Source organism: Streptomyces sp. NPDC059743, from assembly GCF_042732975.1.
In the GTDB taxonomy this organism is placed as follows: Bacteria; Actinomycetota; Actinomycetes; order Streptomycetales; family Streptomycetaceae; genus Streptomyces.
The window spans coordinates 229,409-253,956 of record NZ_JBHWGS010000002.1; the positions used below are offsets into that span (position 1 = coordinate 229,409).

The window sequence follows — 24,548 nt, forward strand, 5'->3', positions numbered from 1 at the left end:
TGAGGCGGGCGGCCGTTCACCCGCGCACCGCCACGGGTGAACGGCCCACGCCCGGCTGCCCTCGACCGGCTCCCGCCTGGCCCCGGCCCGGCTTGTCCGTGTCGGGCTGCCCGGCTCGTTCGGGTCAAGTGCCGTGCCAGACTGACGCCATGGGAGCCACGCGACCGTCCATGCAGGAGCGGATACGGCGGCGCAGGCGTGCGGCCTTTGTCGGGCGGCGGCGGGAGCTGGCGTTGTTCCGGGAGAATCTCGATCTTCCGCCGGACGACGAGCGGCACCGGTTCCTGTTCCATGTCCGGGGCAACGCGGGAGTCGGCAAGACCTCGCTGGTACGGGAGTTGGAGCAGCTCGCCCGGGAGCGCGGGGCGCTGACCGCGTATACGGACGAGGCCGTGGCCGGTGTGCCGGAGGCGATGGCCGCGATCAGTGAGCAGTTCGGGCGGCAGGGCAGACCGCTGAAGGCGCTGGACCGGGTGCTCGCGAACTACCGGCAGCGGCGGTTCGAGGTGGAGTCGGCCGCGATGTCGGTTGGCCCGCCTGCCGAAGCCGCCGGGCCGTCGGCCGGTTCGCGGGCCGTCGCTGCGGCCGGGCTGGCCGGGCTGGGCATGGTGCCGGGCATCGGCGCGCTCGCGGGCGCGGCCGATCCGGCGCAGGTGGCCGAGGGCGCGGACCGGTTACGGGCGGCGGTCGCGGCGCGGTTGCGCGGCCATGAGGACACGGAGCTGGTGCTGTCGCCGCTGCGGGTGCTCACTCCCGTACTGGTCTCGGAGATACGGCGGGTCGGCGCCGACGCGCCCTGGATCGCCCTCTTCTTCGATACGTACGAGCGCACCGGACCGTATCTGGACATCTGGTTGCGCGATCTGATCACGACCGAGCGGTACGGAGCGCTGCCCGACCATGTCGTGGTCACGCTCGCCGGACAGCGCCGGCTCGACCTCGGCTGCTGGGGCGACTATCTGGACGCCGTGACGGATCTGCCTCTCGATCCCTTCACGGAGAGCGAGGCGCGGCGGCTGCTCGCCGACAAGGGCGTCGTGGACGAGCCGGTCGTACGGGATGTGCTGCGCCTCTCCGGCCGGCTGCCCGTCCTTGTCTCCACGCTCGCCAGCAACCGGCCGGCCGGCTCCGGCGATCTGGACGATCCCAGCGCGACGGCCGTGGAGCGTTTCCTCAAGTGGGAGCGGGATCCGGCCCGTCGGGCGGTGGCCCTCGCCTGCGCCCTGCCGCGCCGACTGAACGAGGACATCCTGCGGGCGGCGGTCGGCGAGCGGGCGGGGGAGCGGGCGGGGGAGCGGGCCGGGGACGCGGAAGGGCGGGCCGGTGACGGGCAGGCCGGTGCGGGACGGGCTGGTGAGCGACGGGACTTCGCCGGTGAGGACGAGGCGGCCGGGCTCTTCGGCTGGCTCTGCTCCCTGCCCTTCGTCAGCGGCCGGGCGGACGGCCGGGTCCACTACCACGATGTCGTACGGGATCCGATGCTGCGGCTGCAACGCGCCACCTCCCCGCAGCGGTGGACGGCGGCGCACACCAGGCTGGCCGAGGCGTTCGCGCGCGAGCGCGAGGCGGCCGACGCCGGACTCGGGCCGGGCGAGGAAGCCGGGAGGCCGAGCGAAGGGATCGGTCCCGACCGGCGATGGGCCCAGGAGAGCTGGCGCGAGTCGCGCCTCGAAGAGTCGTACCACCTGCTCTGCGCCCGGCCCGGCGCCGCCCTGCCCGCCGTGCTGCGCGACGGGATCGCGGTCTGCCGGCTGGGCCCGGTGGAGGTACGCCGCTGGGCGCGGATGCTCGCCGACGCGGGCCGGGACAGCGGTTCGGAGCCGATCGGCGCCTGGGGTACGGACTGTCTGGCGGCGCTCGCGGACGAACGGCGGTACGCCGTCGACGTACTGGCCCTGCTGCTCGCCCGGGCCGAACTGACGGACGAGGACCGGACCGCCGCGTACACCGCCCGTGGCTGGAACCACTTCCGCGCCGACGCGCACGAGGAGGCCCTCGCCGACTACGGCCGGGCGCTGGTCCTCGATCCCGCGCATGTGCCCGCGTACCACGGCCGCGCGCTCACCCACCGGGCGCTGAACGACTTCACGCACGCCCTGGCCGATCTTGACCGCGCCGAGGAACTGGCTCCGGGGACGGCCTGGGTGCCGCGCGAGCGAGGCGAGACGTACCGCAGGGCGGGCAGGTACGAGGAGGCCGTCGCCGAACTCGACCGCGCGCTCGCACGCGACCCGCGCGATCCGCTGATCCTGGGCAGCCGGGGACAGGCCAAGTTCCAGCAGGGCCTTGAGCGCGCGGCGCTCCAGGACTTCGACCGCGCCATCGAGCTGTCGGGCGACTACATCTGGGCCCTGAGCCGCCGCGCCCATGTACGCGGCCGGCTCGGCGATGTCGCCGGAGCGCTGGCCGACCTCGGCCGCGCCGAGCGGCTGGCTCCGGACATGGCACGGGTCCTGGGCGAGCGCGGAGAGGTGTACCGGTTCGCCGGACGGTACGAGGAGGCGGTGGCCGAGTACACCCGAGCGCTCGCCCTTGACCCCTCGTACACCTGGGCGCTGGGCAGCCGCGCCATGGCCCTCAAGGCCCTGGGCAGAACGACCGAGGCCCTGGCCGATCTGAACCGGGCACTGACCCTGGACCCGGCCTACGCCTGGGCCGCCGCCCGCAGAACGGAACTCCTGACGGAACTGTCCGGGAACGGCGAGGCTACGGGCGGTACGGCCACGGGTACGGGCGCCAGCTCGGCCGGCACCACATAACCGCCGCGCAACTGAGCCACCGAGGCCCGAACCCGGAGCTCCCGGGGAGCCGAGAGCCGGGTCCGGCCCCGGGACTGAACGGGAGCCCCGGGGCCGGGCACTGGCCCTGGGCCCGGAGCCTCAGGGGCCCGGGCCAAGATCCGAGGGGCGGGCACGGGCCCCAGAGCCCTCGGGCCTGGAACCGGGGCCTGGTTCGGGCCGGGCCCGGAACCCGGGACCGAGCCGCGCGCGGGCCCGGGGCCTCTGGGCGCCAGGACTCGGTGCCCGCCGTCCGGCCGGGCGCGGCTCCGGCCCGGCAGGGGGTCGGCGCCCGAACGGTCCGGCGCGCCGCGCCCGAACGGTCCGGCGCGCCGCGCCCGGACGGCCGGCCCGTCCGCAGGCCTCGATGGCAAAAGTGATCTCACGGGCGACCGGTCCCATACCGACCGGACTGCGCCCGTGATCCCTCCGCGCGCCCTCAACTCCCTGTTCCCGGTCGACTACAGTGCTGCGCAGTCTGCGGAGTCGCTGCGAGGCTCATGAGGAGGGAGGGACTCGTGAGCTCACCGTCCGGGGCCGTCTGGGGCCGTGCCGAGCAGCAGGACTTCCGGAGCAGAGTGCGGGGCTCGCTGCTGGGAGGAGCCATCGGGGACGCCCTCGGCGCGGGCGTCTCGGCCCTCACCCTGGAGGAGATCAGGGCCGCGCACGGCCCCGACGGCGTCACCGACTTCGTTCCTGCGTACGGCCGCCGAGGCGCCATCACCGCCGCCACCCAGCTCACGCTCTTCACCGTCGACGGACTGATCCGCGCCCAGGTCCGCAGGGACACCGGCGCCTGGCATCCGCCGACCGATGTGCACCGCGCGCATCTGCGCTGGGCCGCGACCCAGCGCGACTGGGGCCCGGACGTACGCCGCAAGGACAACGGCTGGCTCGCCCAGGAGGAGTGGCTCTACGCCCGCCGCGGCCCGGCCCTCTCCTGTCTCACCGGCTTCGGCGACGACATCATGGGCACGCTCGACAAGCCCAAGAATCCCACCGCGCGCGACGCGGGCGCGCTGGTGCGGTCCGCGCCCTTCGGGCTGCTCGTCGGCTGGGAGCCGCAGCTCGTCTGCCAGCTCGCCGTGGAGTGCGCCGCCCAGACGCACGGTCACCCGGCGGCGTATCTCTCGGCCGGCGCCTTCGCCGTGATCGTGCACGCGCTGGCGTGCGCGGAGAGCCTCGACGCCGGCGTACAGCGCGCCCTCGCCCTGCTCGCGCCGCGTCCCGGGCACCAGCCCGTCACCGAAGCCCTTCAGCGGGCGCTCGGCACCGTACGGCAAGGGATTCCGGGCCCCGGACGGATCTCCGCGCTCGGCGACGGACGCGCCGCCGAGGACACGCTCGCCGTCGCCGTCTACTGCGCGCTCGTCAGCGAGGACATCCGCCACGGGCTGCGCCTCGCCGTCAACCACGACGGTCCCTCGTGCGCCACCGCCACGCTCTGCGGCTCCCTGCTCGGCGCGCTCCACGGCGAAACCGCGCTGCCGCCCGCCTGGCTCGCCGAACTGGAGGGCCGGCCCACGCTCCTCGAAATCGCCGACGACTTCGCGATGGAGATGACCCAGGGCCCTGCCCTGCACAGCCCTGGCGTCACCGCGTCGGGCTGGCTGGTCCGCTACCCGCGCGGCTGAGCGCCCGTACGGATCCGTACGTATACGGAGCAGGCCCGGCGGCACCAACACGTACGGGCGTACAGGCCCGCACCGCACCCGTACGCCCGTATCCGCCACGCGTCACCGGCCCGACCGGCCCGGGTCCGACCAGCCCGGATCGGCCCGAGCCTGCTCAGCCCGCTCAGCTGTCCGAGCCCTCCCGGCCCGGGAGCTTCGCGTCCGTCGGCTCCGCCTGCGCCGGCACCCGCAGCGACGCCGCCGTCAGGCCGGAACCGTCGCCGTCGCCCTGGCCGTTGATCCGCGCCAGCAGCACATCGCGCTCGTCGCTGGGCTCCGGCTTCAGGAAGCCGATCACGATGTACAGCACGAGGGAGACCGCGAGCGGGATCGAGACCTGGTAGTGGAGCGGCACACCGCCCTCGACGTTCCAGTTGATCGGATAGTTGACCAGCCAGAAGGCCAACAGCCCCAGCGCCCAGCTCGTCAGCGCCGCCGTCGGACCCGACCTGCGGAACGGCTTGAGCAGGCCGAGCATGAACGGGATCGCGATCGGACCCATCAGACCGGCCACCCACTTGATGACGACGGTGATGATGTCCTTGAAGGTCGGCGAGTTGACCTGGGTGGCGACCGCCATCGACAGCGCCAGGAACGAGATCGTGGAGAGCCGGGCCGCCAGCAGCCCGGCCCGCTCGGACCAGCTGCGCGCCGACTTCGACAGAGTGGGCGCGATGTCCCGGGTGAACACCGCGGCGATGGCGTTGGCGTCCGACGAACACATTGCCATGGTGTGCGAGAAGAAGCCGACGATGACCAGGCCCAGCAGACCGTGCGGCAGGAGCTGCTCGGTCATCAGGGCGTACGAGTCGGACGCGTCCGGCTTCTGCGCCTTCACCAGCAGCGGCGCGCACCACATCGGGAAGAAGAGGACCAGCGGCCAGACGAGCCAGAGGATCGCGGAGAGCCGGGCCGAGCGGGTGGCCTCCCGGGCGCTGGCCGTCGCCATGTAGCGCTGCGCCTGGTTCCACATACCGCCGTTGTACTCGAACATCTTGATGAAGAGGAACGCCAGCAGGAATGTCACGGTGTACGGCCCGGCCGTCGGGTCGGCATGGCCCTCGGGCAGCTTGTCCCAGACCGTCCACAGCGCGCTGAAGCCGCCCAGCTCGCCCATGACGGCGACCAGCATCGCGACCCCGGCGAAGAGCTGGATGATGAACTGGCCCAGCTCCGTGAGGGCATCGGCCCACAGCCCGCCGACCGTGCAGTAAATGCCGGTGATGACACCGGTGATGAGGATGCCCTGGTTGAGGGAGATGCCGGTGAAGACGGAGAGCAGGGTGGCGATGGCGGCCCACTTGGCGCCCACGTCCACGATCTTCAGCAGCAGTCCCGACCAGGCGAGGGCCTGCTGGGTCTTCAGGTCGTACCGGTTCTTCAAGTACTCCAGCGGGGACGCCACATGCAGCCGGGAGCGCAGCCGGTTGAGCCGAGGCGCGAAGAGCTGAGCGCCGATCCCGATCCCGATGGCGATCGGCAGCGACCAGGTCACGAACGAGGTGACACCGAAGGTGTACGCGATGCCCGCGTATCCGGTGAACATCACCGCGCTGTAGCCGGACATGTGGTGCGAGATGCCCGACAGCCACCAGGGCATCTTGCCGCCGGCGGTGAAGAAGTCGCTGACATTGTCTACACGCTTGTGCGACCAGAGGCCGATCGCGACCATCACACCGAAGTATGCGATGAGCACGATCCAGTCGAGGCTGTTCATGTGCCCCCTCCAGGGGTCCGCCTTGTGAACGATCGATGCTCTTCGTCAGTACGTCCGGTCAGCGGTGCCCCGTGCGGGAGCGGGGACTTCGGGGATTGAACCGCCTGGCGCTGCGGTGGGTCAAGGGTTTCTCCGGTCATAAATGTGAACTCAGATCAGAAAGCCGAACGATTTTACTTGTTCTTGACCTTCCTGGGCGTTGTCGTGATCGTGACGACGACCACACGATGAGCGAGCACTTCGTCAGGCTCCGGGCATGGCCCGGACATCCGGACATACGGAAATGACCGCACGGGATGCGGGTCCCCTGCGGTCGGGAAAGGAGCTGGGAAACGAGGCGGGAGGAAGGCTGGCGCGGAGTGGGCGCCGAGCGGCTCCGGACATGGCCGAGCCCCCTCGGCCAGGACGGCGGACCGGTCGAGAGGGCTCTATCAGTGGTGCGGGTGCGGAGGCAGGGCGTTGAGCGACCTCAGCCGAGGTCGAAAGCGCCCTTGTTCATTTCCTGCACGAAGGCATTCCACGACGTGGGCACGAAGGAGATCGAGGGGCCCTCGGGCGCCTTCGAGTCCCGGACGGCGATGGACTGGACGACGGGGGACCTGACCTCTACGCAAGCGCCGTTTCCGCCGGAGTACGAGGACTTGGTCCACGAGTCCGTAGCGCCCTGAAGAATTGCCATGTTCGCTCCGGTTCAGCGAGTGGTGGGAAATCGCGCCAACATCTTTGCTGGCATGATCGACGCTACTCGCCTCACTCGATGGGCGGGGCGGGCGTTCACTCGTCCTGGTGGCTTCTCCGTCGAGGCCTTACGCGCCAAGGCAGTTGAGGTGTACGGTGCCCGCGCTCCGGGCCGGGGCGGCGCGGGGCGGTGCGGGGCGGCGCCCCGTAGGGTCCCGAAGGCCCCGAACGAGGGGTCCCGCACGAAGGGTCCCGAAAGGTTTCAGCGGGCGTATTCCTTGGCGATCTCCGCGATGAACTGACGGGTCTGATCGACATTCAGGGCTTGGGCGCGCAGATGCTCGTACATCACGCTGTACCGCTGCACATCATTGGCCTTCTCCAGATAGAGATCGCTGGTCACGCCCTCGATGTAGACGACGCTGGAGTCCGAGGCGTCCGGGAATTCGAGAACCGCGTAATGCCCGCTGATCCCGGGATGCGCGCCCATGTCGAAGGGCAGCACCTGCACGGTGACATGCGGGAGCTGCGACTGTTCGACGAGATGCTCCAACTGCTCGCGCATGAGCTGCCGGTTGCCCACGACCCGGCGCAGCGCCGCCTCGTCCACCACGGCCCAGAGCCGCAGCGGGTTCTCCGTGGAGTTGATCCGGTCCTGGCGCCTGAGCCGTACTCCCACGCGCTTCTCGACATCGGGTGCCGCCGACTCCGGCAGCGCGCCGTTGATCAGTGCCTCGGCGTACGGGCGGGTCTGGAGCAGTCCCGGGACGACCTGCGGCTCGTAGACGCGCAGCGAGGCCGCGTCCGTCTCCAGGCCGATGTAGACGCTGTACGGGATGTCGCCGAAGGCATGCCACCAGCCCTGCTGACGGGAGTCCTTGGCCATTTGCATCAGCGAGTCGACGATGCGGTGGTCCTGGACCTCGTACACCCCGCAGAGATCACGGACATCGCGCTGGCTGATGGAACGGCGGCCGTTCTCCAGGCGGCTGATCTTCGACTGCGAGACCAGCAGCCGCTCCGCCACCTCCTCGGCCGTCATGCCCTTGAGTTCACGGAGCCGGCGCAACTCCTGTCCCAATCGGCGTCGCCTGACGGTGGGGTTGACGTTGGACGCCACGGAAACTGCACCTCCGACTGCGTAGCTGTACGTATCTACTGCTCAGCAGACTGCCACCAATGGTCCCAACTGCGCTGGGAAATGGCCACAGAGGCAAATGCGCCGTTGTGCGCCCTCGGCTGTGCCGGACCTGTCACCGGCCTCTCGCCGGCCCGTCGTCGGCTTGTCGTCGGTCTGTCGCCGGCCCGTCGCGTCGGCCGGTCCGGGCTGTCACAGGGCTGTCACGACGTCGCTACGGGGCCGCTACGAGTCCGCGAGAGGGACGCGCGGGACGGGGGCGCGGGACAGGGGCGCGGACGGCGCGGAGGCCGGGAGATGGCCGTCAGGCGACCGCCAGGGGGCTGTCAGGAGGCGACCGGGGGGCGTCCAAGGGGCCGCCGGTGATTGCGAGGGCGTCGGCGCGGGGCCAGGGGGCCGTGGGTCGTGGGTCGTGAGGGGCCCGGACGCGGCGCGCGGGGCAGCCTGTGAAGTCAGGCTGCCCCGCGCGTCTCTATGCGGCTCCCGAACCGGCTCTGGGGACGTCGGTGCGACGGCGTTCGGTGGTTCGGTGATGCTTGTGCAGTTGTCCTCGGCTGCCGTCCGTCGGCGGTTCAGTGCGCCGCGACGCGGGCCATGCTCCCGCGGTGCGGCTGCATCGGTACGCCGGCCGGCCGGCCGCCCTGGGCGCTGGGTGGGGCGCCCTGGGCGGGGTTACGGCGCTGCTGAGCGCCCACGCCGTTCTGGACGTCCATCACGGCGTGCGCCACGAGACCGCCCATCGGGTCGTGCCGGATCAGGTCCCGGAGCCGGGAGCGCGACGAGCGCCCTTCGTTACCGGGATAGAGGTGCTTGCCGAGTCCGACCGCGTGGGCCAGTGCGGCGAGCGCCGCGGTCCGCGGGTCCGGCGGTACGCCGGTGCGGATCGCACTGTCCAGCCGGGCCCTGATTTCCCGGCTGATCGCTGTGTCCGTCGCCTGATAGCGCGTCGTCGGCAGCACTCCGCACATCTGGCCCGCCACGGCATGCACCATGCCGCACCGCTCCAGATGCGAGAGATAGGTCTGGCGCAGCCCCAGTCGGGGCCCGCCAATCCAGTGGACGGCCCGGACCGGGCTGCCGCGTCTGCGCAGCAGCTCCAGTGCGGAGTCCAGAGTCGGATCTCCGGTCGGCCGTGGCATCACCACGGCGATACGATCCCCGTCAGGGGCTATCCGTCCTGCCAGAGCCAGCTCCACTAGCTGTGCTCCGGCCAGGCCGAGGTCGAGCGACTGCGGCTGCGCTGTGGTACCCGTGGCCGGGTCCAGAGCGAGCAGCAGAAGCTCCTCCGGAATTGTTCTGCGGCTCCTGCCCATCCATGCCTCCCCGCGTGGATGAATGACAGGGTGACCCCTCTCACATTGGTCTGTCGAGAGTGCCTGGGTGCTTTGTGCGGGAACCGTTATGTATGTCGTTCTCGTCTAGCACCGGGGCCGAGGTCCCAGAGCAGGACACTGGCAGATGGTTCGGACAGTCCGGTACGTCGGATGAGACACGAAGGAGACACGGTGGCGGGCGAGTCCCCCGGCAAGTCGGAGCAGCGGAATTCCTCGGGGGAGACGGCTCCGGGTGAACGTGACCCGAGGCTCGCGGTCTTCCGAGAATCGTCGCCGGAGGCGAGGCCGTCGGCCGTCGCAACCGCAAATCGCACGGAGGAATCCGAGGACCGGGACGCCCGGCGGTCCGCGTCTCCCGACCGCACGCTGACTCTGACGTCAGGGACCGCGCCTAGGCCCGTCGCGCCGACCGAATCCGAGAAGCCTGAGAAGGCCGAGGACGGCAAGGACGAGACCGAGGCGCCGGACAAGCCTGCCGGTACCGCCGGCCGTGACGTCCAGGACAGCTCGGACTCCGCCAAGGGCTCCGGTGCCGCTGCCGGAGTTGGTGCCGACGCTGGTGCTGCTGTCGCTCCGTCAGGGAGTGGCGAGGGCGGGGACGGTGACACTCCGGCGGCCGACAAGGCCGAGCTGAAGAGCGAGGGCGCACCCACGCGGTCCCGCCCGGCCTGGGCCAAGGGCGACGGCGAGGACCGGAAGAGCGACGGCGAGGACAAGAAGGCCGACGGCGGGGACAAGCAGGCCCACGGGAAGAGCGACGGGAAGAGCGACGGGAAGGACGACGGCGGGAACGGGAAGAAGGGCGAAGAGCCCGTCGACCAGCCGACCGCCGTCTTCAAGGCGCTCCCACGGGAACAGGTCGATCAGCCCACCACCATGCTCAAGCTGCCTCGCGAGCTGAAGGCGAAGTCGTCCACGGAGCCGTCCCCCGAGACGTCTGCCAAGGCGACCGCCGGCCCGACCGCCGGCTCGACCACCGAGCGGAACGCCGAGCCGTCCGCCAAGGCCGCCACGGCCGGTTCGACCGCCGCGCCGGCCGTCCAGCCGTCCGTAGGGCCGACCGTCCAGCCGTCCGCCGTGCCCTCCGCCGAGCAGGCCAGTACGTTCGTACCGCTGCGCAGGACCGACGTACCGCTGCCGCCCGCCGAGGCCGAGCGGACCCGGCAGCAGCCCATGCCGCCGCTGCCGCCGCTCGATCTGCTCGCCGAGCTGACCAACACTCCGCCGCCGCCCGAGACTCCTGTCCGTACGGCCGTCCGGCGGGTCAAGATCTGGACGCCGCTCGTCCTGCTCCTGCTGATCGTCTTCGCGGTCGTACAAGCCCTGCGGCCTCTGCCCGCACCCGGGCTGACGCTCTCCGGCGACCCGACGTACACCTTCGAGGGCGGCAAGCTCGATCTGCCGTGGCCCGGCGAGGGTCAGGGCGGTGTCGAGGTCGAGGGCGTCGGCACGATCGGTATGTACGGCGAGCAGAAGCCCGCGCCGATCGCCAGCGTCGCCAAGGCCATGACCGCCTATGTGATCCTCAAGGACCACCCGATCAGCGGCGACGAGGTCGGCCCGAAGATCACGGTCGACAAGCAGGCGGGCGAGGAGTCCGACCGTCCGGACGAGTCGACGGCGCCGATAAAGGAAGGCCAGCAGTTCACCCAGAAGCAGATGCTCCAGCTTCTGATGATCCCGTCCGGCAACAACGCGGCGCGGCTGCTCGCCCGCTGGGACGCCACGTCCGAGGAGGCCTTCGCCGAGAAGATGAACGCCGCCGCCAAGGACCTCGGCATGACGAACACCACGTACACGGATCCGAGCGGCCTGGAGGCCAGCACCGTGTCCACCGCCGCCGACCAGCTCAAGCTGGGCAAGGCGGTCATGCAGAACGATGTGTTCCGCGAGATCGTGAACACGCCACAGATAAAGATCCCGGGCGTCGAGCCGATGATCTACAACAACAACCGGATCCTGCTGGAGCCGGGCGTGAGCGGAATCAAGACCGGTTCCTCGACGCCGGCCGGCGGCAATCTGCTCTGGACCGCGGACACGATCATCGACGGCAAGAGCCGGCGGATCGTCGGTGCGGTGATGGGCGCCCAGCAGGGTGCCACGCTGGACGACAAGCTCCAGCTCTCGATCGACAACAGCCTCAAGGTGATCAAGGCCGCCCAGGAGGGCGTCACCTCCGCCGCCGTCGTCAAGAAGGGCGAGGTCGTCGGGTATGTCGACGACGGGCTCGGCGGCCGTACGCCGGTCGTCGCGACGAAGGACCTGAGGGCGGTCGGCTGGGCCGGTCTCGAAGTGAAGCTCAAGCTGGGTGTGGGCGCCGGCGGGCAGGTTCCGCACTCGGCGGAGGCCGGCACGGTGGTCGGCGAGCTGACCATCGGCTCGGGCACCGGCAAGGTCTCCACGCCGGTCGCGCTCCAGAAGGACCTGGCCGAGCCCGGCTTCGGCGCGAAGCTGACGCGTATCGGCTGAGCCGCGGCTCTGCCCGTACCACCCGAGGAGGGTGTCCGCACCGGCGTGAGGTGTTCCTTACGGCGCCGGTGGGGGCACCCTCCTCGGCCGTTGTCACGTGCTAGCGTCCCGAAACGGACATCTGGCCGAACGACATATGGCGGCCAGGCAACTGCGGGACGTGGGGACGGCGTCCTCGCAGACGACGAACACGCCGAACAGGGCGGCATGCCGGAGGGCGGTCGGGGCCGGTACACCGGGCGGGTGGGCAGACGGACGGTGAGACGGACGGACGGTGAGACGGAAAGACGTGGAGAGCCGCAGTGACGACCACTGAGCCGACGCACGCCGACGGCGACACCACTCCCGGGGAGCCTCCGGGAGACCGGGCCCCGGAAGAGGAAGGGCCGCGAATAGGGCTGCCCGCGCCGGAGAACGGCGCGGAGCCGACGCCGACGCCGGCTCCGGCGCGGGGAACTGAGCCCGGTACGGAGCCGGAGCCTCGGCCGAGGTCCGGCGCGGAGTCCCGTCCGGAGCCGGTGGAGCCCGGTACGGAGCCCGGTACGGAGCCCGGCGCGGCGAGCGGCCCGGCGAGCGGCACGGAGTCCCGGTCCGAGCCGCAGAAGTCCCGGCCGGAGCGTCGCGGGTCCGTCGATCCGGAGCCCTGGCCGGAGCCGATGGAGCCCGGCTCGGAATCCGGCCCGGAGCCCCAGCCGGCGCCTTCCTCCGGGCCCCACCCGGCGCCCCACCCGGCGCCCAGTGCCGGGCCGCGCGCGTGGGTGGAGCGGCATCCGGTCCTCTGCACCACCCTGGTCGCCGCGGCCGTCCACGTACTGTGGTTCGTCTTCTTCGCGAACAGCGGCGGCGACATCGCCGCCCAGGACGCCTGGGCCGAGTTCGTCGGCCGCTATCCCGACTCCGCGTACAACCTCGCCTGGTACGGCGGCATGCATCCCGTCTCGTACAGCGTGGTCTCGCCGTATTTGATGTCCGTCCTCGGTGTCCGTACGACGATGATGGTCGCCGGGACCGTGTCCGCCGCGCTGACCGCGCTGATCCTGGTCCGCGTCCGTGCCGTGCGCAATCCGGTGGCGTGTTCGGTCGCCGGGATCTTCGCGTTCCTCTGCAACGCCCTGTCGGGGCGGGTGACCTTCGGCCTCGGTGTGATGTTCGCGCTCGGCGCGGTCGCGGCGGTGTTCTGCTGGCCGCACCGCTGGCGTACGAAACGCTGGGCCAAGGCGGTCGCCGCCGCGCCGCTGGCCGGTCTCGCGACGGCGGCCAGCCCGGTGGCAGGACTGTTCCTCGGAGTCGTCGCGGCGGCGCTCTTCCTGAACAAGCGGCGCCCTGGAGCGTACGCGCTCGGCCTCGCGCCGGCGGCCGTCGTGGCGCTCTCCGCGTGGCTGTTCCCGTTCTCCGGGACGCAGCCGATGTCCGTGGGGACGGCGTCGCTGCCCTTCCTGTTCGCGGTGTCCGTGTTCGTGCTCGTACCGAAGGAGTGGCGTACGGTACGGGCCGCCGCGGCCGTCTACGGCATCGGCGTGCTGCTGACGTATGTGATCGACTCGCAGATCGGGTCGAACGTGTCGCGGCTCGCCATGATCATCGGCGGTGTGGTGCTGTTCGCGGCCCTGCCGTACACCCTGCCGCGCAGCCGCCGCAGATACGCCCTGCTGATCGCCTTCGTCGGACTGAACGTCTGGATCGGCTTCAAGGGTGTGGACGACATGGTGCGTACGGCGCCGACGGCGTCCTGGGCGCGTGAGCTGGCGCCGCTGGTCCACCAGTTGCAGCAGGCGGGAGCGGAGAAGGGCCGGGTGGAAGTGGTCCCGGCGCGAAGCCACCGCGAGGCCTCGGCGCTCTCGCCGTACGTCAATCTCGCCCGCGGCTGGAACCGGCAGGCGGACATGGAGCGCAATCCGCTCTTCTACGACGACACCCTGACCGCCGACAGCTACCGCGGCTGGCTCGACCGCTGGGCTGTGCACTACGTCGTACTCCCCAAGGGCAAGCCCGACTCGGGCGCCGGGCTGGAGGCGGCACTCGTACAGCGCGGCCAGCCCTATCTGGAGCACATCTGGGGCGACGCCAACTGGCAGCTCTTCGCCGTCAAGGACCCCAAGCCGCTGGCCGACCCGCCGGCGACGGTGGACCGCGCGGGCGCGGGCGAACTGACGATCCACGTGAAGTCGGCGGGCCGGGTGCTGATCCGGATCCCGTACTCGCCGTGGCTGGGGCTGGTGGACGGGAACGGCAAGAGCGTCGTGCCTCCGCAGGAGACGGAGGCGTCGAAGGCGGACGAGGACGGCCCGAAGGTCTTCACCAACCCCAACGGCTGTCTGATGAAGGCGGAGGAGACGGTGGAGGGCGACGAATGGACCGAACTCCTGGCCCCACGCCCGGGCGTCTACCGCCTGGCGGCGCCGTACCAACTGCCACGGGGGACGGCGTGCCCGGAGGAACTGAGGTAGGACGTCCTCCAGTACGCCGCGACGGCGTCCCCGGGCCGAGGTCAACTCAAGGTCGGCGAATCGTCGGCTTCTGCTGCCGGGCGCCCTCGCGATCCCCCATAGTGAGGCGGCATGAGGTGCGAACGGTGCGGGAGTGGCCGGGGAGGCCCGCTGCCGGGCATGGCCTGTCCGGTGTGCGGTGCCACCGGCCGTGCCGTCACCGGTCGGGCCGCCACTCGTACCGCCGCGGGCGGCTCCCATATCGGTATCCGCCCCGGGGCGCCAAGGCATGCGGCGTCCACGGCGTTTTCGGCGTCGGCGGCGGCCTCGGCCGATGTCTCCCACGTCTCCCAGTCGCGGAGGCGCGTGCGCGTAGTGGCCACGGCGGCGGTGCTCGCCCTCGGCTGTGTGGGTGCCACGGTCGTGGCGGTGGCCGGTTCCGGCGGCGGGAGCGGCGGGAGCGCGGTGGAGGACACCGAGGTCGCCGGCGTACCGACCGGATTCGGACCACCGCAACTGCCGGGCCTGGGCGGTACGGGCGAGCCGAGCGGGAGTGAGGGCGAGGCCGAGGGCGATGGGCCTTCTCCGGACGATGACGGGACCGCTCCGTCCGACACGACCGCCGGGTCCGATCCGGACGGCGGCTACACCGCCTGGGCAGGTCCCGGCTGCGCGACCGGCGAGTACCGCGAGCACGGCCGTTTCGAGAACGGCGACGCCGCCTGGTACACCGTCACCTCCGGCGGACACCAGGGCGACACCTGCGACGGCCGGTTCTCCGCCGTACCGATGTCCGGCAGCCCGGACCACGACCGCGGCTCGACCGCGGTCTGGTCCTGGAAGCTCGGCAAGGGCTACGCGAAGTGCGCCCTCGCCGTCTACGTACCGGACAGCGGCCGGGACCGCGACACCGCCGGCCATCCCACCGTCTACCGCGTGCTGACCGATCCGGCGGACACCACGTCCGTGTACGCGGCCTTCGGCGTACGCCAGACCGCGCACCGCGGCAGCCTGGTGAGCGTGGGCAGCTACCGGGTCGAGGGCGAGTCGTTCTCGGTACAGCTCCTCGACCGGGGACGGGACTGGGGAGGCGTGGAACGGTACGGCGCACACCACGCGGCGGCCCAGATGAAGGTCGACTGCGCCTGACGCGCCGGGTCCCGCCGCAGGAGCGCGCCGGGACCCGGCGCTTCTCATTGAGTCTGACGTCTGAGGTCTGAGGTCACTGACCGGGGTGGGGCGGGGATGGCGCGTTGCCGACGTACGCCATCGAGCCACCAGGGCCGCTGAGTCGCTGAGTGCCGACTCGCCGGGTGCCGAGTCGCCGACTCGCCGAGTCAGCGAGTCAGCGACCGAGGGCCTTGGCGAGCTGGTCCTTGCTCATCGACGAACGGCCTTCGACACCGCGCTTCCTCGCCTCGGCGTACAACTGGTCCTTCGTCGGTCCCTGCGCACCGCTGTGGGACCGCTGCCCACCGCGCTGCGAGGCGGACTTCGGGTCACGGAGGGCGGTACGGCTCGCCGTCTTCGCCTCTCCGGAGCGCGCCCGCTCCTTGTTCACCGTGCGCGACGCCATCTCCTTCGCCCGGCCTGCGGGCATTCCCTGGTGTTCCGCGCTCTCCTTGATGTGCTCGTACTGACGGTCCCGCTTGGGACTCGAACCTCGCGGCATGGCACTTCTCCTTGAACCAGGCTCCGCCCCTCGTGGGCCGAGCGCGCTCGGCATCGGCGCGTACCCGCTGAACCACGGTCCTCACATCCGGACCGCCGCGACACGCCCGCCGTTCCCACTGCACGCCCGGAACCGGCCCGGCGCGACACGAACTGAGCCGTACGGGCGACAGGGCCGGTTCAGCCACTTCAGCCGGTTCAGCCGGCGCTCCGGTCTTTGACTTCGACGGTCAGATCTCGCCACGACATCGCCAACCGCACCAACTCGCCCGCCGTCAAGCCGTCATCCGTCAAGCCGTCATCCGTCAAGCCGCCCGTCGTCAATCCGCTCGCCGCACGCAGAGGCTCGTCCGGGCAGAAGTGAACAACCGTCCCGGTCGTGCCGTCACCGGCGACGGGTTCCAGACCGGTCACGGGAACGCCGTGTTCGTAGCGCTGAGTCCAGGCTCCGTCCTGGCGGCGGTTGGTGTGGACGAGCCATTCACTCAGTGCCGCGACGACGGACATGCCCCGGCGCGGATGACGGTCAGGAAGCAGTTGCGCCTCGGGGAAGTCGAAGAACCGAAGGTCTTTCGATGCCATGATCGGCTTCTTCACGGCCCGGCCGTGCTCGTCCAAGCGCGTGTCCGTACCTCGCCCGTCATCCGCGACGGACACAGAACCGTCGGGGAGCAGAGTGACGACACAGCGTCCTCCGTCGTTGCACTCCGCCTCGTCGGCCGCGTACGCGTCGACCTCAAGGATCAGATGCCCAGCACCGCCAGGTGCGAACGCGACGGGATTCCGCCGGATGCGCGCGAGGTGGTCCAGATCCACGGCGCCGGCCCAATCGTGCGTCGTGTTACGCCAGGAGGCCCTTGAAGTGTCCACCTGAGAAGTATCCAACCGGCCGCGCCACGGCGCGTGTCGGCTGTCCGTGGTGAGTGAACGGCCGGTCTCGCCGTCAGGATCGGCGTCTCGCCGCCAGTACCGGCGATCTTCTGGAGGGCGCCGGGGCTCAGCCCGTACGGTGGCTCTGCGGAGGCCGGACGAGCGCAGGGGGCTTGGTGGAAGCGGAGTTGGCGGCTTTGGCCGTATCGGGTGCGACGGCTCTGGTCGGGGCGCTGGTCACCGACGGCTGGGCCGCGCTGAAGTCGCGGGCCGCCGCGCTCATGAGGCGTGGCGGCGGCCAGGAGGGCGACGAGGCGCTGCTGCGTGAGCTGGAGGAGCTTCGCGCGCGTCTGCCGCGTCCGTCGGCGGCGGTTACGGCGTCAACGGCGGAAACGGAGCGACGGCTGCGCGACCGGCTGCTCAGGCTCCTTGCCGACGAGCCGTCAGTTGCGGGCGAACTGCGGGCGCTGATCGGCCAGACGCAGGAGACGGTCATCAACCACGGCACCATGGTGGTGACCGAGCAGGCTCATGTGTCCTCGTCCGTCGTGCACCACAACTATTTCGCGGCCCCTGCGGCCGTACCGGTGCCCGTGCTGCCTCGTATCGTCGCACCGCCGGTCCGGCACTACGAGAACAACGAGCGTCTGCTCCAGCGGATGGACGAGACATGGGCGGCCTGCCGGGCAGCCCGCGTCCAGGCGCTGATGTATGTCGTCGGTGTGCCCGGTATCGGCAGGACCGCCCTGACACACCGCTGGCTGGACCGGCGCCGCGACGAACTGACGGGGCCTCAGCTCCACGCCTCCCTCGCCAGGGACGTATGGGGAAATCCGGCCGCTCCCATGGCGGTGCTGGAGCGCTGGTTCCGCGAGCTGGGAGTGCCGGCGCAGGACGTGCCCGCCGATCCCGACAGCCGTACGGCGTACTTCCGTACGCTCACCGCGAACGGCCCGGTCGTGGTCCTGCTGGACGATGTCGTGCTCGCCTCGCAGGTCATTCCGCTGCTTCCGGGATCGCCGGACAGTGCGGTGCTCATGACCAGCAACATCATCCTTCCCGGTGTGATCGGCGGTCTGGACGCCGAACTGCTGCGCATGGAGCCGCTGGAGCATCCGCACGGCAGGCGTCTGCTGGCCAAGGTCGGCCGGATGGGCGACGACACGGCGGAGTACGCGGCATACGCGACGGAACTGGGCCAGATCGCCGACGCGTGCCAGGGTCATCCGCTGGCCCTGCGCGTGGCCGGCGCGCAGCTCGCCGTCGGACATCCCGGCAGGATCCAGGAGCTCGCCCGCGAACTCACGGACCGTGCCACGAGGTTGAGGGCGCTCGACATGGACGACGAGCTGTCGGTGACCGTCGTCTTCGCGCCGGCGTACCGCGGCCTCGCTCCCGAAGCGGCCCATCTGTACCGGTGTCTTGGATTGCATCCCACGGCCGACTTCGACATGGACGTCGTACGCGCCGTGGCGCCGGGAGGCGAGGCTGGGGCCGGGGGAGCGGCGGACGTGGACGCGGAGGGGGGAGCGCTCAGGGCGCTCAGGGCGCTCGTCCTGGCGAACCTCGTCGAACAGACCGGTCCCGGGACCTACCGTATGCCCCACGCACTCATCCATGACCACGCCCTCGCCTGCGCCCGCTCCGACATGGCGGAGGAGGACCGCGAAGCGGCACTGGACCGGCTGCTCCAGAGCTACGTGGACATCGCGGAGCGCGCGGACACGGCCCTGTCCTCGCGCTACCGGCACGATCCGACGGGCGCGTACGCGGCTCATGCCGCTGCCCGTGCCGCAGCCCGTGTCTCTGCTTCGGTGGAGGACATGGAGGACATGGAGGACAGGGCGGCGGTGCTCGCGGGCCTGGAACGGCGGCGTGACGCGCTGCGGTACGCCGTACGCCTGGCCTGCGACACCGGCCGGTACGAGATGGCCTGGCGCCTGGCGCAGGCGCTGTGGACGTTCTATCTCCGGTGCGGATATCACACCGACTGGATCGAGACGTATACGTGGGCGTGTGACGCGGCTCAGGAATGCGGCGACCTGACAGCCCTCGCCCGGATGCGTTACGGGCTCGGCTTCGCCCATCTGGACCGGTGGAGCGCGGCCGAGGGAGATCCGCGGGCCGCCCGCGAGCGGTTCGAGCAGGCGCTCGATCTCGTACGGCCTCGGAACGGCCCGGCGGCGGAGGGACAGCGGCGTACGACGGAGGGACAGCGGCGTACGGAGTCCAGTGTCCTGGAAGGCCTCGGCCTGATGGAAAACCGGTTGGGCAACGCCGAACAGGCCCTGGAGAACCTCACGGCCGCGCTCCGGGCGCTCGACGGGATCGACCATCCGCGTGGCCGTGCCCTGCTCGCCTTCCACCGTGGTCCCGTCCTCACCTCCCTGGCGCGCCATGACGAGGCCGCCGCCGAACTGCTCTCCGCCCGCGCGCAGTTCGCGGCCCTGCCGGAGCCCGACCGTTACAACGAGGCGCGGGCGCTGGCCCGTTACGCCGAGGCCCGGCAGGCCGCCGGACAACCTGCCGAGGCCCTGCGGGCCTTCGACGAGGCGTCCCGGCTCATGAGCGAGCACGGTCCCGCCTACCAGCAGGCCGTCATCCTGCTGCTCCGCGGCGATCTGCTGTACGGCGAGGGCGACGGCGACCGGGCAGCGGTCGACTGGAGCGCGGCGGTCGACTTGTTCCGGCAGGCGAGGAGCCCTCGGGCGGAAGAGGCGGAAGGACGGCTTACGGGCTTACGGGCTCCAGGACAAGGCGATTGAGGACACAGCGACTCAGGAACGCGGCGATTCAGAGCTCAGCAGTTCAGAACACGGCGATTCAGAACACGGCGATATCGAGCAGCCCAGGTTCCGCTTCCGGCCCGTCGCTGACGGACACCTGAACGCGGGCCGGTTCATCTCCGCCGGGCCCGGACACCGTACGGTCGTACGCTACCGAGGCCGCGATCGCGGCCGACGCCCACCACGGGCGTCGGCCGACCCAGCGGGCGCGCCGCCGAACGCCCTTGCGCGGCAACGCGAGTACGCCGTCGTCGGGCTCCTCGACCGCGAGCAGCGCGCATCCGGGAAATCGCGCGGTGACCTCCGCCGCGTCCTCCCAGCTCCGCAGGTCACCGGCGGGACGGGAGCGGCCGTACGGCATCAGCAGCACATCCGCCGACCGGGACCACCGGCTGTCCGGATCGTCGATGTCGGCGACCAGATGCGCTTCCGCGAGGTGCCGTTCCTGGCCGCGGCGCTGCGTGGCCGCGTGGTAACGGCGTACGGTGGCCGCGCCGCCGGCACCGTACGCGCGGTCCGTGCCGTCCGCCGCACGGACCGAACGGACCGAACGGACCGAACGGACCGATACGTACATCGCGGGCGTGACCGGGGACAGCGGCCGGACCTGGGCCGGGACAGGGACCGGTACGAGGCGCGGGCCCGCCGTGGCCGCCGGTTCGGGCAGGGCGAGCCGTTCGTAGAACAGCTTCCGCAGCAGCGCGGCGGCTTCGCCGGGACGCGAGGTGACGGTGGCGCGCAGGCGCTCCACCTCGGTGTCACCGGGCTGGGCGGCCATGGCCTCGTGGAGCTGTGCTGCCAGTGGCCGATGCGACGACATGCGCGGCAGCACTTCGCCGAGACGTGCCATCGGTGAGTCAGGAGCCACCTTGGACGCGGCGAAGGAACCGAGAAGGGTGGGGATGCCCAGGGACACTCCGTACATCGTCAGCGAACCGTGATCGCCGACGAGTCCGTCCGCGGCCAGGAGCGCGGCCTTCCAGGTCTCGGTGTCCGGGACGGGAAGGAGCAGACCGCAGTCCATGAGCGGGGCCAGCCAGTTCTGGACCTGCCATGCGCCGTGGCCGTACCAGGCGTTGGGATGGACGGCTGCCAGAACGCGGTACTCATCAGCTGGAAGCTCGGCCAGCACACGGCGGAGAGCGTCCGTCCCGTCCCGGTCCGACGCCAGTATCGAGCCGCCTCCCCAGGTGGAGGAGACGACGATCAGCTTCTGGCCCGGCCGTATGCCCAGCGCCCTGCGGTAGTCGTCACGGAACGGTCTGCTCGCCCACAACTGGTCGTAGCACGGATCACCGGCCACCACGCTCACCGGGACGGCCTCGGGACAGCTCACCGCGAGCCGCTCGCGCTGCTCGTCGTGGGACAGCACGATCGCCGACGGAATCAGACGCCCGTCATGCATCAGCCATTCCGGCGTCAGGCCGAAGGCTCCCGGCTCCCGGCTCCCGGCTCCCGGCTCCCGGCTCCCGGCTCCCGGCTCCCGGCTCCCGGCTCCCGGCTCCCGGCTCCCGGCTCCCGGCTCCAAACGCTTATTATATCCCGCGCCGTGGGGAGCGTTGATCGGTGCGGTCCGCAGATTGTGCAGATCGCCGCCACGACTGGTGGCCACGGCGATATCGAATTTCTCCTCCTTGGCCTGGCCCCAGGGTATGCACAGCATTCCTCTCGCCGTAAGGAATTCGAAGGTGCCGCCGTCGAGCGCCGATGACTCGGTGCAGCTGAATACGGTCTGGACTCTCTTGTCGCCTTCGAAAACGGTAAGCAGATCGAGCAGCCGGGTCGCGGACGTGATGTTGTGCACGATTCCCAGGACCGTGCGCTCGGCCGCGACGCTGACCCACCGCCCGCTGTCCTTAGCCAGCGGCAACGCCGGCGCCGACCGCTGCCCTCCCTCACCCTGCATACCTCAGCCCTTCCCGCCCACGGTCACTGGCCAAGACGATAGTTCGCCGATGCGCCCGTACAGCGAGCAGCCCCGCAGCCGAGGTCCTCAGCAGGTGTTTCAAAGTCGGTTCCAGGTTTCCCCAAGGTCTCCCGGGAAGAGTGGTTCTCGCATCCAGCGAATACCAGCAGCAATCAGCAAGTAGCACCGGAGGAGAGACCTATGTACATCCGTCGTGCCCTCACCGCCACCGCCGTCGGTAGCGCCCTGGCGCTGGCCGGCATGGCCGCACCGAGCTCAGCGGTCGCCGCCGCCAAGTACCCGGGCCAGGCCAAGTGCCCTACGGGCGACTATCAGCTCTGTATCGACGGAGGCCCTGGCGGTTTCACCATCAGCGGCAAGAAGTTCTCCGGCCACGACAACGCCATCCTGCTCAGGAATGTCAAGAACGTCACGGTCTCCGGGAACCAGTTCACCAACCTCAGTGGCTCCACCGGCTACGCCGGGGTCCATGTCAAGAACTCCTCCGGCATCGTGATCAAGAAGAACACCTTCTCCAACTTGCGCAACGGCGGCAACATGCACGGGATCTACCTGGTCAAGACCTCGGGCAGCAGCATTACCGGCAACAAGTTCTCGTCGATCACCGGCGATCCGGTGCGGATCAGGGACGGCAGCAAGAACAACACCGTCAGCGGAAACACCTTCACCGGCTCCGGCCAGTACGGGCTGTTCAGCGAGTGGGGCCGGCTGGAGAAGGGCGAGACCTGCGGCAGCGGCAACGTCTTCAAGAGCAACAAGTACAAGAGCGGCGGCTACGGCGGCAAGAAGATCTCGCTGATCAAGTGGGGCGGCAAGGGCGGAGGCAGCACCGGTCTGAAGCTCACCTGGGGCAACTGCAAGAAGGCGAGCATCACCAACAAGGGCGGCAACACCAAGCTCTGAGCGTGTGGTTCGACGCCGGGCAGCGGCCGGGTGGCGCGGCAGCCCATGGCTGCCGCGCCAAAGATGCGTTGCTTCCTCAGACCGTTCCCGGGGCGTCAGGTTGTGGTGCAAGTGACGGTTGGCCAGGTCCGATTGCCGTTGTGCTGGATGGTGACGCCCCAGTTGTTGCCGCTGCCGTTGGGTTTGGCGGTCAGTACTTGGGTACTGGGATAGGCGGCGTTGATGTTCCAGGTGGAGAGGATCTTTGCCGGGGACGGTACGTTCATCGTCACGGTCCAGGTGTTGGAGCCAGAGACCGAGACGTTGAGGTTGTACCGGTCGTTCCACTGCTGTCCGGCGGACAGAGTCGCGGTGCATCCGCTGCCACCGCCACCGCCACCGCCGCCATCACCACCACCGGCGCCGTCGGGAGCCACGGCGCGGCCGGTCTGCGGAGAGATCATTCCGGCGCACAGGCCGCGGGCCGCCAATCCCTGGGCGATACGCGGGATCGCCGCGACCGTGTTGGCGGGCCAGTCGTGCATGAGGATGATCTGGCCGTTGGTGAGCCGGCCGGCGGCCTGGACGATCGCGTCGGTGCTGGCGTTGTTCCAGTCCTGCGAGTCGACGTCCCAGATGATCTCGGTGAGGCCGTACTTGGCCGCGACCGACTTCACCGTCGCGTTGGTCTCACCGTACGGCGGCCGGAACAGCTTCGGCGTGCCGCCGCCCGCGCCCGCGATGGCCTGCTGGGTCCGGGAGATCTCCGAGTCGATCTGCGCCTGGCTCTGCTGGGTCAGGTGGGGATGGGTGTAACTGTGGTTGGCGACCCACATGCCGGCGTCGACCTGGGCCCGGACCTGGGACGGATTGGCCGCCGCGTACTGGCCCTGGTTGAACATCGTGGCCCGCAGCCCGTTCTGCCTGAGCGCGTTGAGCAGGCTCGACGTGGTGGCGGACGGGCCGTCGTCGAAGGTGAGCCCGACGTACCCGTTGCAGGCGGCGGCTTGCGCGGGGGCGGCGGTGTTGACGGTGAGGGCGCTCGCCGCGGCCAACGCTACGACGGCCAGTCTCGTGACCAGGTTGCGTAAGGAGAGATGTGCTCTGGCTTTCATGAGGAGTGGTCCTCCAGCCTGGGGTGGGGGATTCGGGGGTCGGTCAGGATGCGCTGCACGAGACTGTGGGCCAGGTTTGGTTGCCGTTGTGCTGGATGGTGGCGCCCCAGTTGTTGCCGGTGCCGTTGGGTTTGGCGGTGAGTGTCTGGGCGTTGGGGTAGGTGGCGTTGATGTTCCAGGTGGAGAGGACCTTCGCCGGGGACGGTACGTTCATCGTCACGGTCCAGTTGCTGGAGCCGGTGACGGAGACGTTGAGGTTGTAGCGGTCGTTCCACTGCTGTCCGGCGGACAGGGTCGCGGTGCATCCACCGCCGCCACCGCCCCCACCGCCGCCGCCACCTGAACCGGCTTCGCCCACGGTGATGTTGGAGTTCCCGCTGCTCTGGTAGCCCTCGGTGGCGAGGATCATGTAGTTGAAGGTGCCCAGGCTCATACCGGCGCGGGCCCAGGCGTCGAAGTGGTTGCCGGTGGTGATGGTTCCGCCGGTCCTCTTCGACTGCCTGACGCTCCAGTACTGGTTGAAGGTGCGGATGCCCTCGATGGACGGGGCGTTGTAGCGCGTCGTCTGGTAGATGTCGTACGTACCGCCGTCGCTGGTGACGGTGCCCTTGTACGTTCCCGTGGGCCGGTACGTGCCCCAGTTGTCGACGACGTAGTACTCCACCAACGGGTTCGTCGACCATCCGTAGAGCGCCAGATACGCGTTGCCGGACGGGTTGAAGGTGCCCGAGTAGGTAACGGTCCGGCGTCCGCCGGTGCTCCAGCCCTTGCCGGCGACGAAGTTTCCGGTGTTGCTCCATGAGGTGCCGTAGTTGCCACCGGAGCCCAGATTCATGGAGACCGACCCGGGTGAGTCGGTCCAGAACGAGTAGTAGTAACCGTTGTTGGTGCCGGTCTGGTTCGTGGTGACGACCGTATCGGCGTTGGCGGTGCCGGGCATGGCCAGCGCGGCCACGGCGACCAGCAACAGGGTGCAGGCACTGCTGATGAGCAGCCTGAAGCGACCGGCCAACTCGAACCGACCACGCCTTCGGCGCGTCGTGCGTGCGGGTGCGTCGTTCATGTGCGTGCTTCCTCCTCGTCCT

General features: G+C 70.3%; 16 protein-coding genes. 7 read left to right on the forward strand and 9 right to left on the reverse strand.

The window, feature by feature from the left end:
• Positions 1-149: 149 nt before the first annotated feature.
• Together ACFV6H_RS04160 and ACFV6H_RS04165 are read left to right on the forward strand one after the other, a co-directional pair.
• Positions 150-2,759, forward strand: a complete 2,610-nt coding sequence (locus ACFV6H_RS04160; protein ID WP_385538422.1) for a tetratricopeptide repeat protein — start codon at positions 150-152, stop codon at positions 2,757-2,759.
• 536 nt (positions 2,760-3,295) lie between these two features.
• A complete protein-coding gene (locus tag ACFV6H_RS04165; protein WP_385538425.1) occupies positions 3,296-4,411 on the forward strand; it encodes an ADP-ribosylglycohydrolase family protein in 1,116 nt (371 codons plus the stop codon).
• Between the two features lie 163 nt (positions 4,412-4,574).
• Here the strand turns inward: ACFV6H_RS04165 and ACFV6H_RS04170 are convergent, their stop codons facing one another.
• From ACFV6H_RS04170 to ACFV6H_RS04185, 4 genes are all read right to left on the reverse strand, one after another.
• A complete protein-coding gene (locus ACFV6H_RS04170) occupies positions 4,575-6,167 on the reverse strand; it encodes a sodium:solute symporter family protein (protein ID WP_384977038.1) in 1,593 nt (530 codons plus the stop codon).
• A 469-nt stretch (positions 6,168-6,636) separates the two neighbouring features.
• Positions 6,637-6,846 carry a DUF397 domain-containing protein gene (locus ACFV6H_RS04175; RefSeq protein WP_093602947.1) on the reverse strand — a complete coding sequence of 70 codons (210 nt, stop codon included), beginning with the start codon at positions 6,844-6,846 and terminating at the stop codon, positions 6,637-6,639.
• A 261-nt stretch (positions 6,847-7,107) separates the two neighbouring features.
• Positions 7,108-7,965, reverse strand: coding sequence for a helix-turn-helix transcriptional regulator (locus ACFV6H_RS04180; RefSeq protein WP_093602949.1), 858 nt, complete (start codon positions 7,963-7,965; stop codon positions 7,108-7,110).
• A gap of 590 nt (positions 7,966-8,555) precedes the next feature.
• On the reverse strand, positions 8,556-9,296 hold the full coding sequence (locus tag ACFV6H_RS04185; RefSeq protein WP_384779451.1) for a GPP34 family phosphoprotein: 741 nt from the start codon (positions 9,294-9,296) through the stop codon (positions 8,556-8,558).
• Positions 9,297-9,467: 171 nt separating this feature from the next.
• On the opposite strand from ACFV6H_RS04185, the gene ACFV6H_RS04190 reads away from it, so the two are divergent.
• From ACFV6H_RS04190 to ACFV6H_RS04200, 3 genes are all read left to right on the forward strand, one after another.
• Positions 9,468-11,786, forward strand: coding sequence for a D-alanyl-D-alanine carboxypeptidase (locus ACFV6H_RS04190; RefSeq protein ID WP_385538430.1), 2,319 nt, complete (start codon positions 9,468-9,470; stop codon positions 11,784-11,786).
• 656 nt (positions 11,787-12,442) lie between these two features.
• Complete coding sequence (locus ACFV6H_RS04195; RefSeq protein ID WP_385538954.1) at positions 12,443-14,233, forward strand: MFS transporter; 1,791 nt, start codon at positions 12,443-12,445, stop codon at positions 14,231-14,233.
• Positions 14,234-14,578: 345 nt separating this feature from the next.
• Positions 14,579-15,361 carry an adhesin gene (locus ACFV6H_RS04200; RefSeq protein ID WP_385538433.1) on the forward strand — a complete coding sequence of 261 codons (783 nt, stop codon included), beginning with the start codon at positions 14,579-14,581 and terminating at the stop codon, positions 15,359-15,361.
• 196 nt (positions 15,362-15,557) lie between these two features.
• On the opposite strand, the gene ACFV6H_RS04205 is transcribed toward ACFV6H_RS04200, so the two are convergent.
• Positions 15,558-15,884, reverse strand: a complete 327-nt coding sequence (locus ACFV6H_RS04205) for a plasmid stabilization protein (protein ID WP_384977045.1) — start codon at positions 15,882-15,884, stop codon at positions 15,558-15,560.
• Positions 15,885-16,081: 197 nt separating this feature from the next.
• The gene (locus tag ACFV6H_RS04210; RefSeq protein WP_385538436.1) at positions 16,082-16,501 is read right to left on the reverse strand and encodes a hypothetical protein; all 420 of its coding nucleotides are present in this window, start codon (positions 16,499-16,501) and stop codon (positions 16,082-16,084) included.
• A 449-nt stretch (positions 16,502-16,950) separates the two neighbouring features.
• On the opposite strand from ACFV6H_RS04210, the gene ACFV6H_RS04215 reads away from it, so the two are divergent.
• Complete coding sequence (locus ACFV6H_RS04215) at positions 16,951-19,518, forward strand: NB-ARC domain-containing protein (RefSeq protein WP_385538439.1); 2,568 nt, start codon at positions 16,951-16,953, stop codon at positions 19,516-19,518.
• 58 nt (positions 19,519-19,576) lie between these two features.
• Here the strand turns inward: ACFV6H_RS04215 and ACFV6H_RS04220 are convergent, their stop codons facing one another.
• Positions 19,577-21,445, reverse strand: a complete 1,869-nt coding sequence (locus ACFV6H_RS04220) for a hypothetical protein (protein WP_385538442.1) — start codon at positions 21,443-21,445, stop codon at positions 19,577-19,579.
• A gap of 201 nt (positions 21,446-21,646) precedes the next feature.
• On the opposite strand from ACFV6H_RS04220, the gene ACFV6H_RS04225 reads away from it, so the two are divergent.
• Positions 21,647-22,369, forward strand: coding sequence for a right-handed parallel beta-helix repeat-containing protein (locus ACFV6H_RS04225; protein ID WP_384977052.1), 723 nt, complete (start codon positions 21,647-21,649; stop codon positions 22,367-22,369).
• A gap of 95 nt (positions 22,370-22,464) precedes the next feature.
• Here ACFV6H_RS04225 and ACFV6H_RS04230 read toward each other — a convergent pair whose 3' ends face one another.
• Both ACFV6H_RS04230 and ACFV6H_RS04235 read right to left on the reverse strand, forming a co-directional pair.
• On the reverse strand, positions 22,465-23,463 hold the full coding sequence (locus tag ACFV6H_RS04230) for a polysaccharide deacetylase family protein (protein WP_385538446.1): 999 nt from the start codon (positions 23,461-23,463) through the stop codon (positions 22,465-22,467).
• A 43-nt stretch (positions 23,464-23,506) separates the two neighbouring features.
• A complete protein-coding gene (locus ACFV6H_RS04235; RefSeq protein ID WP_385538449.1) occupies positions 23,507-24,526 on the reverse strand; it encodes a glycoside hydrolase family 11 protein in 1,020 nt (339 codons plus the stop codon).
• Between the last annotated feature and the right edge of the window lie 22 nt (positions 24,527-24,548).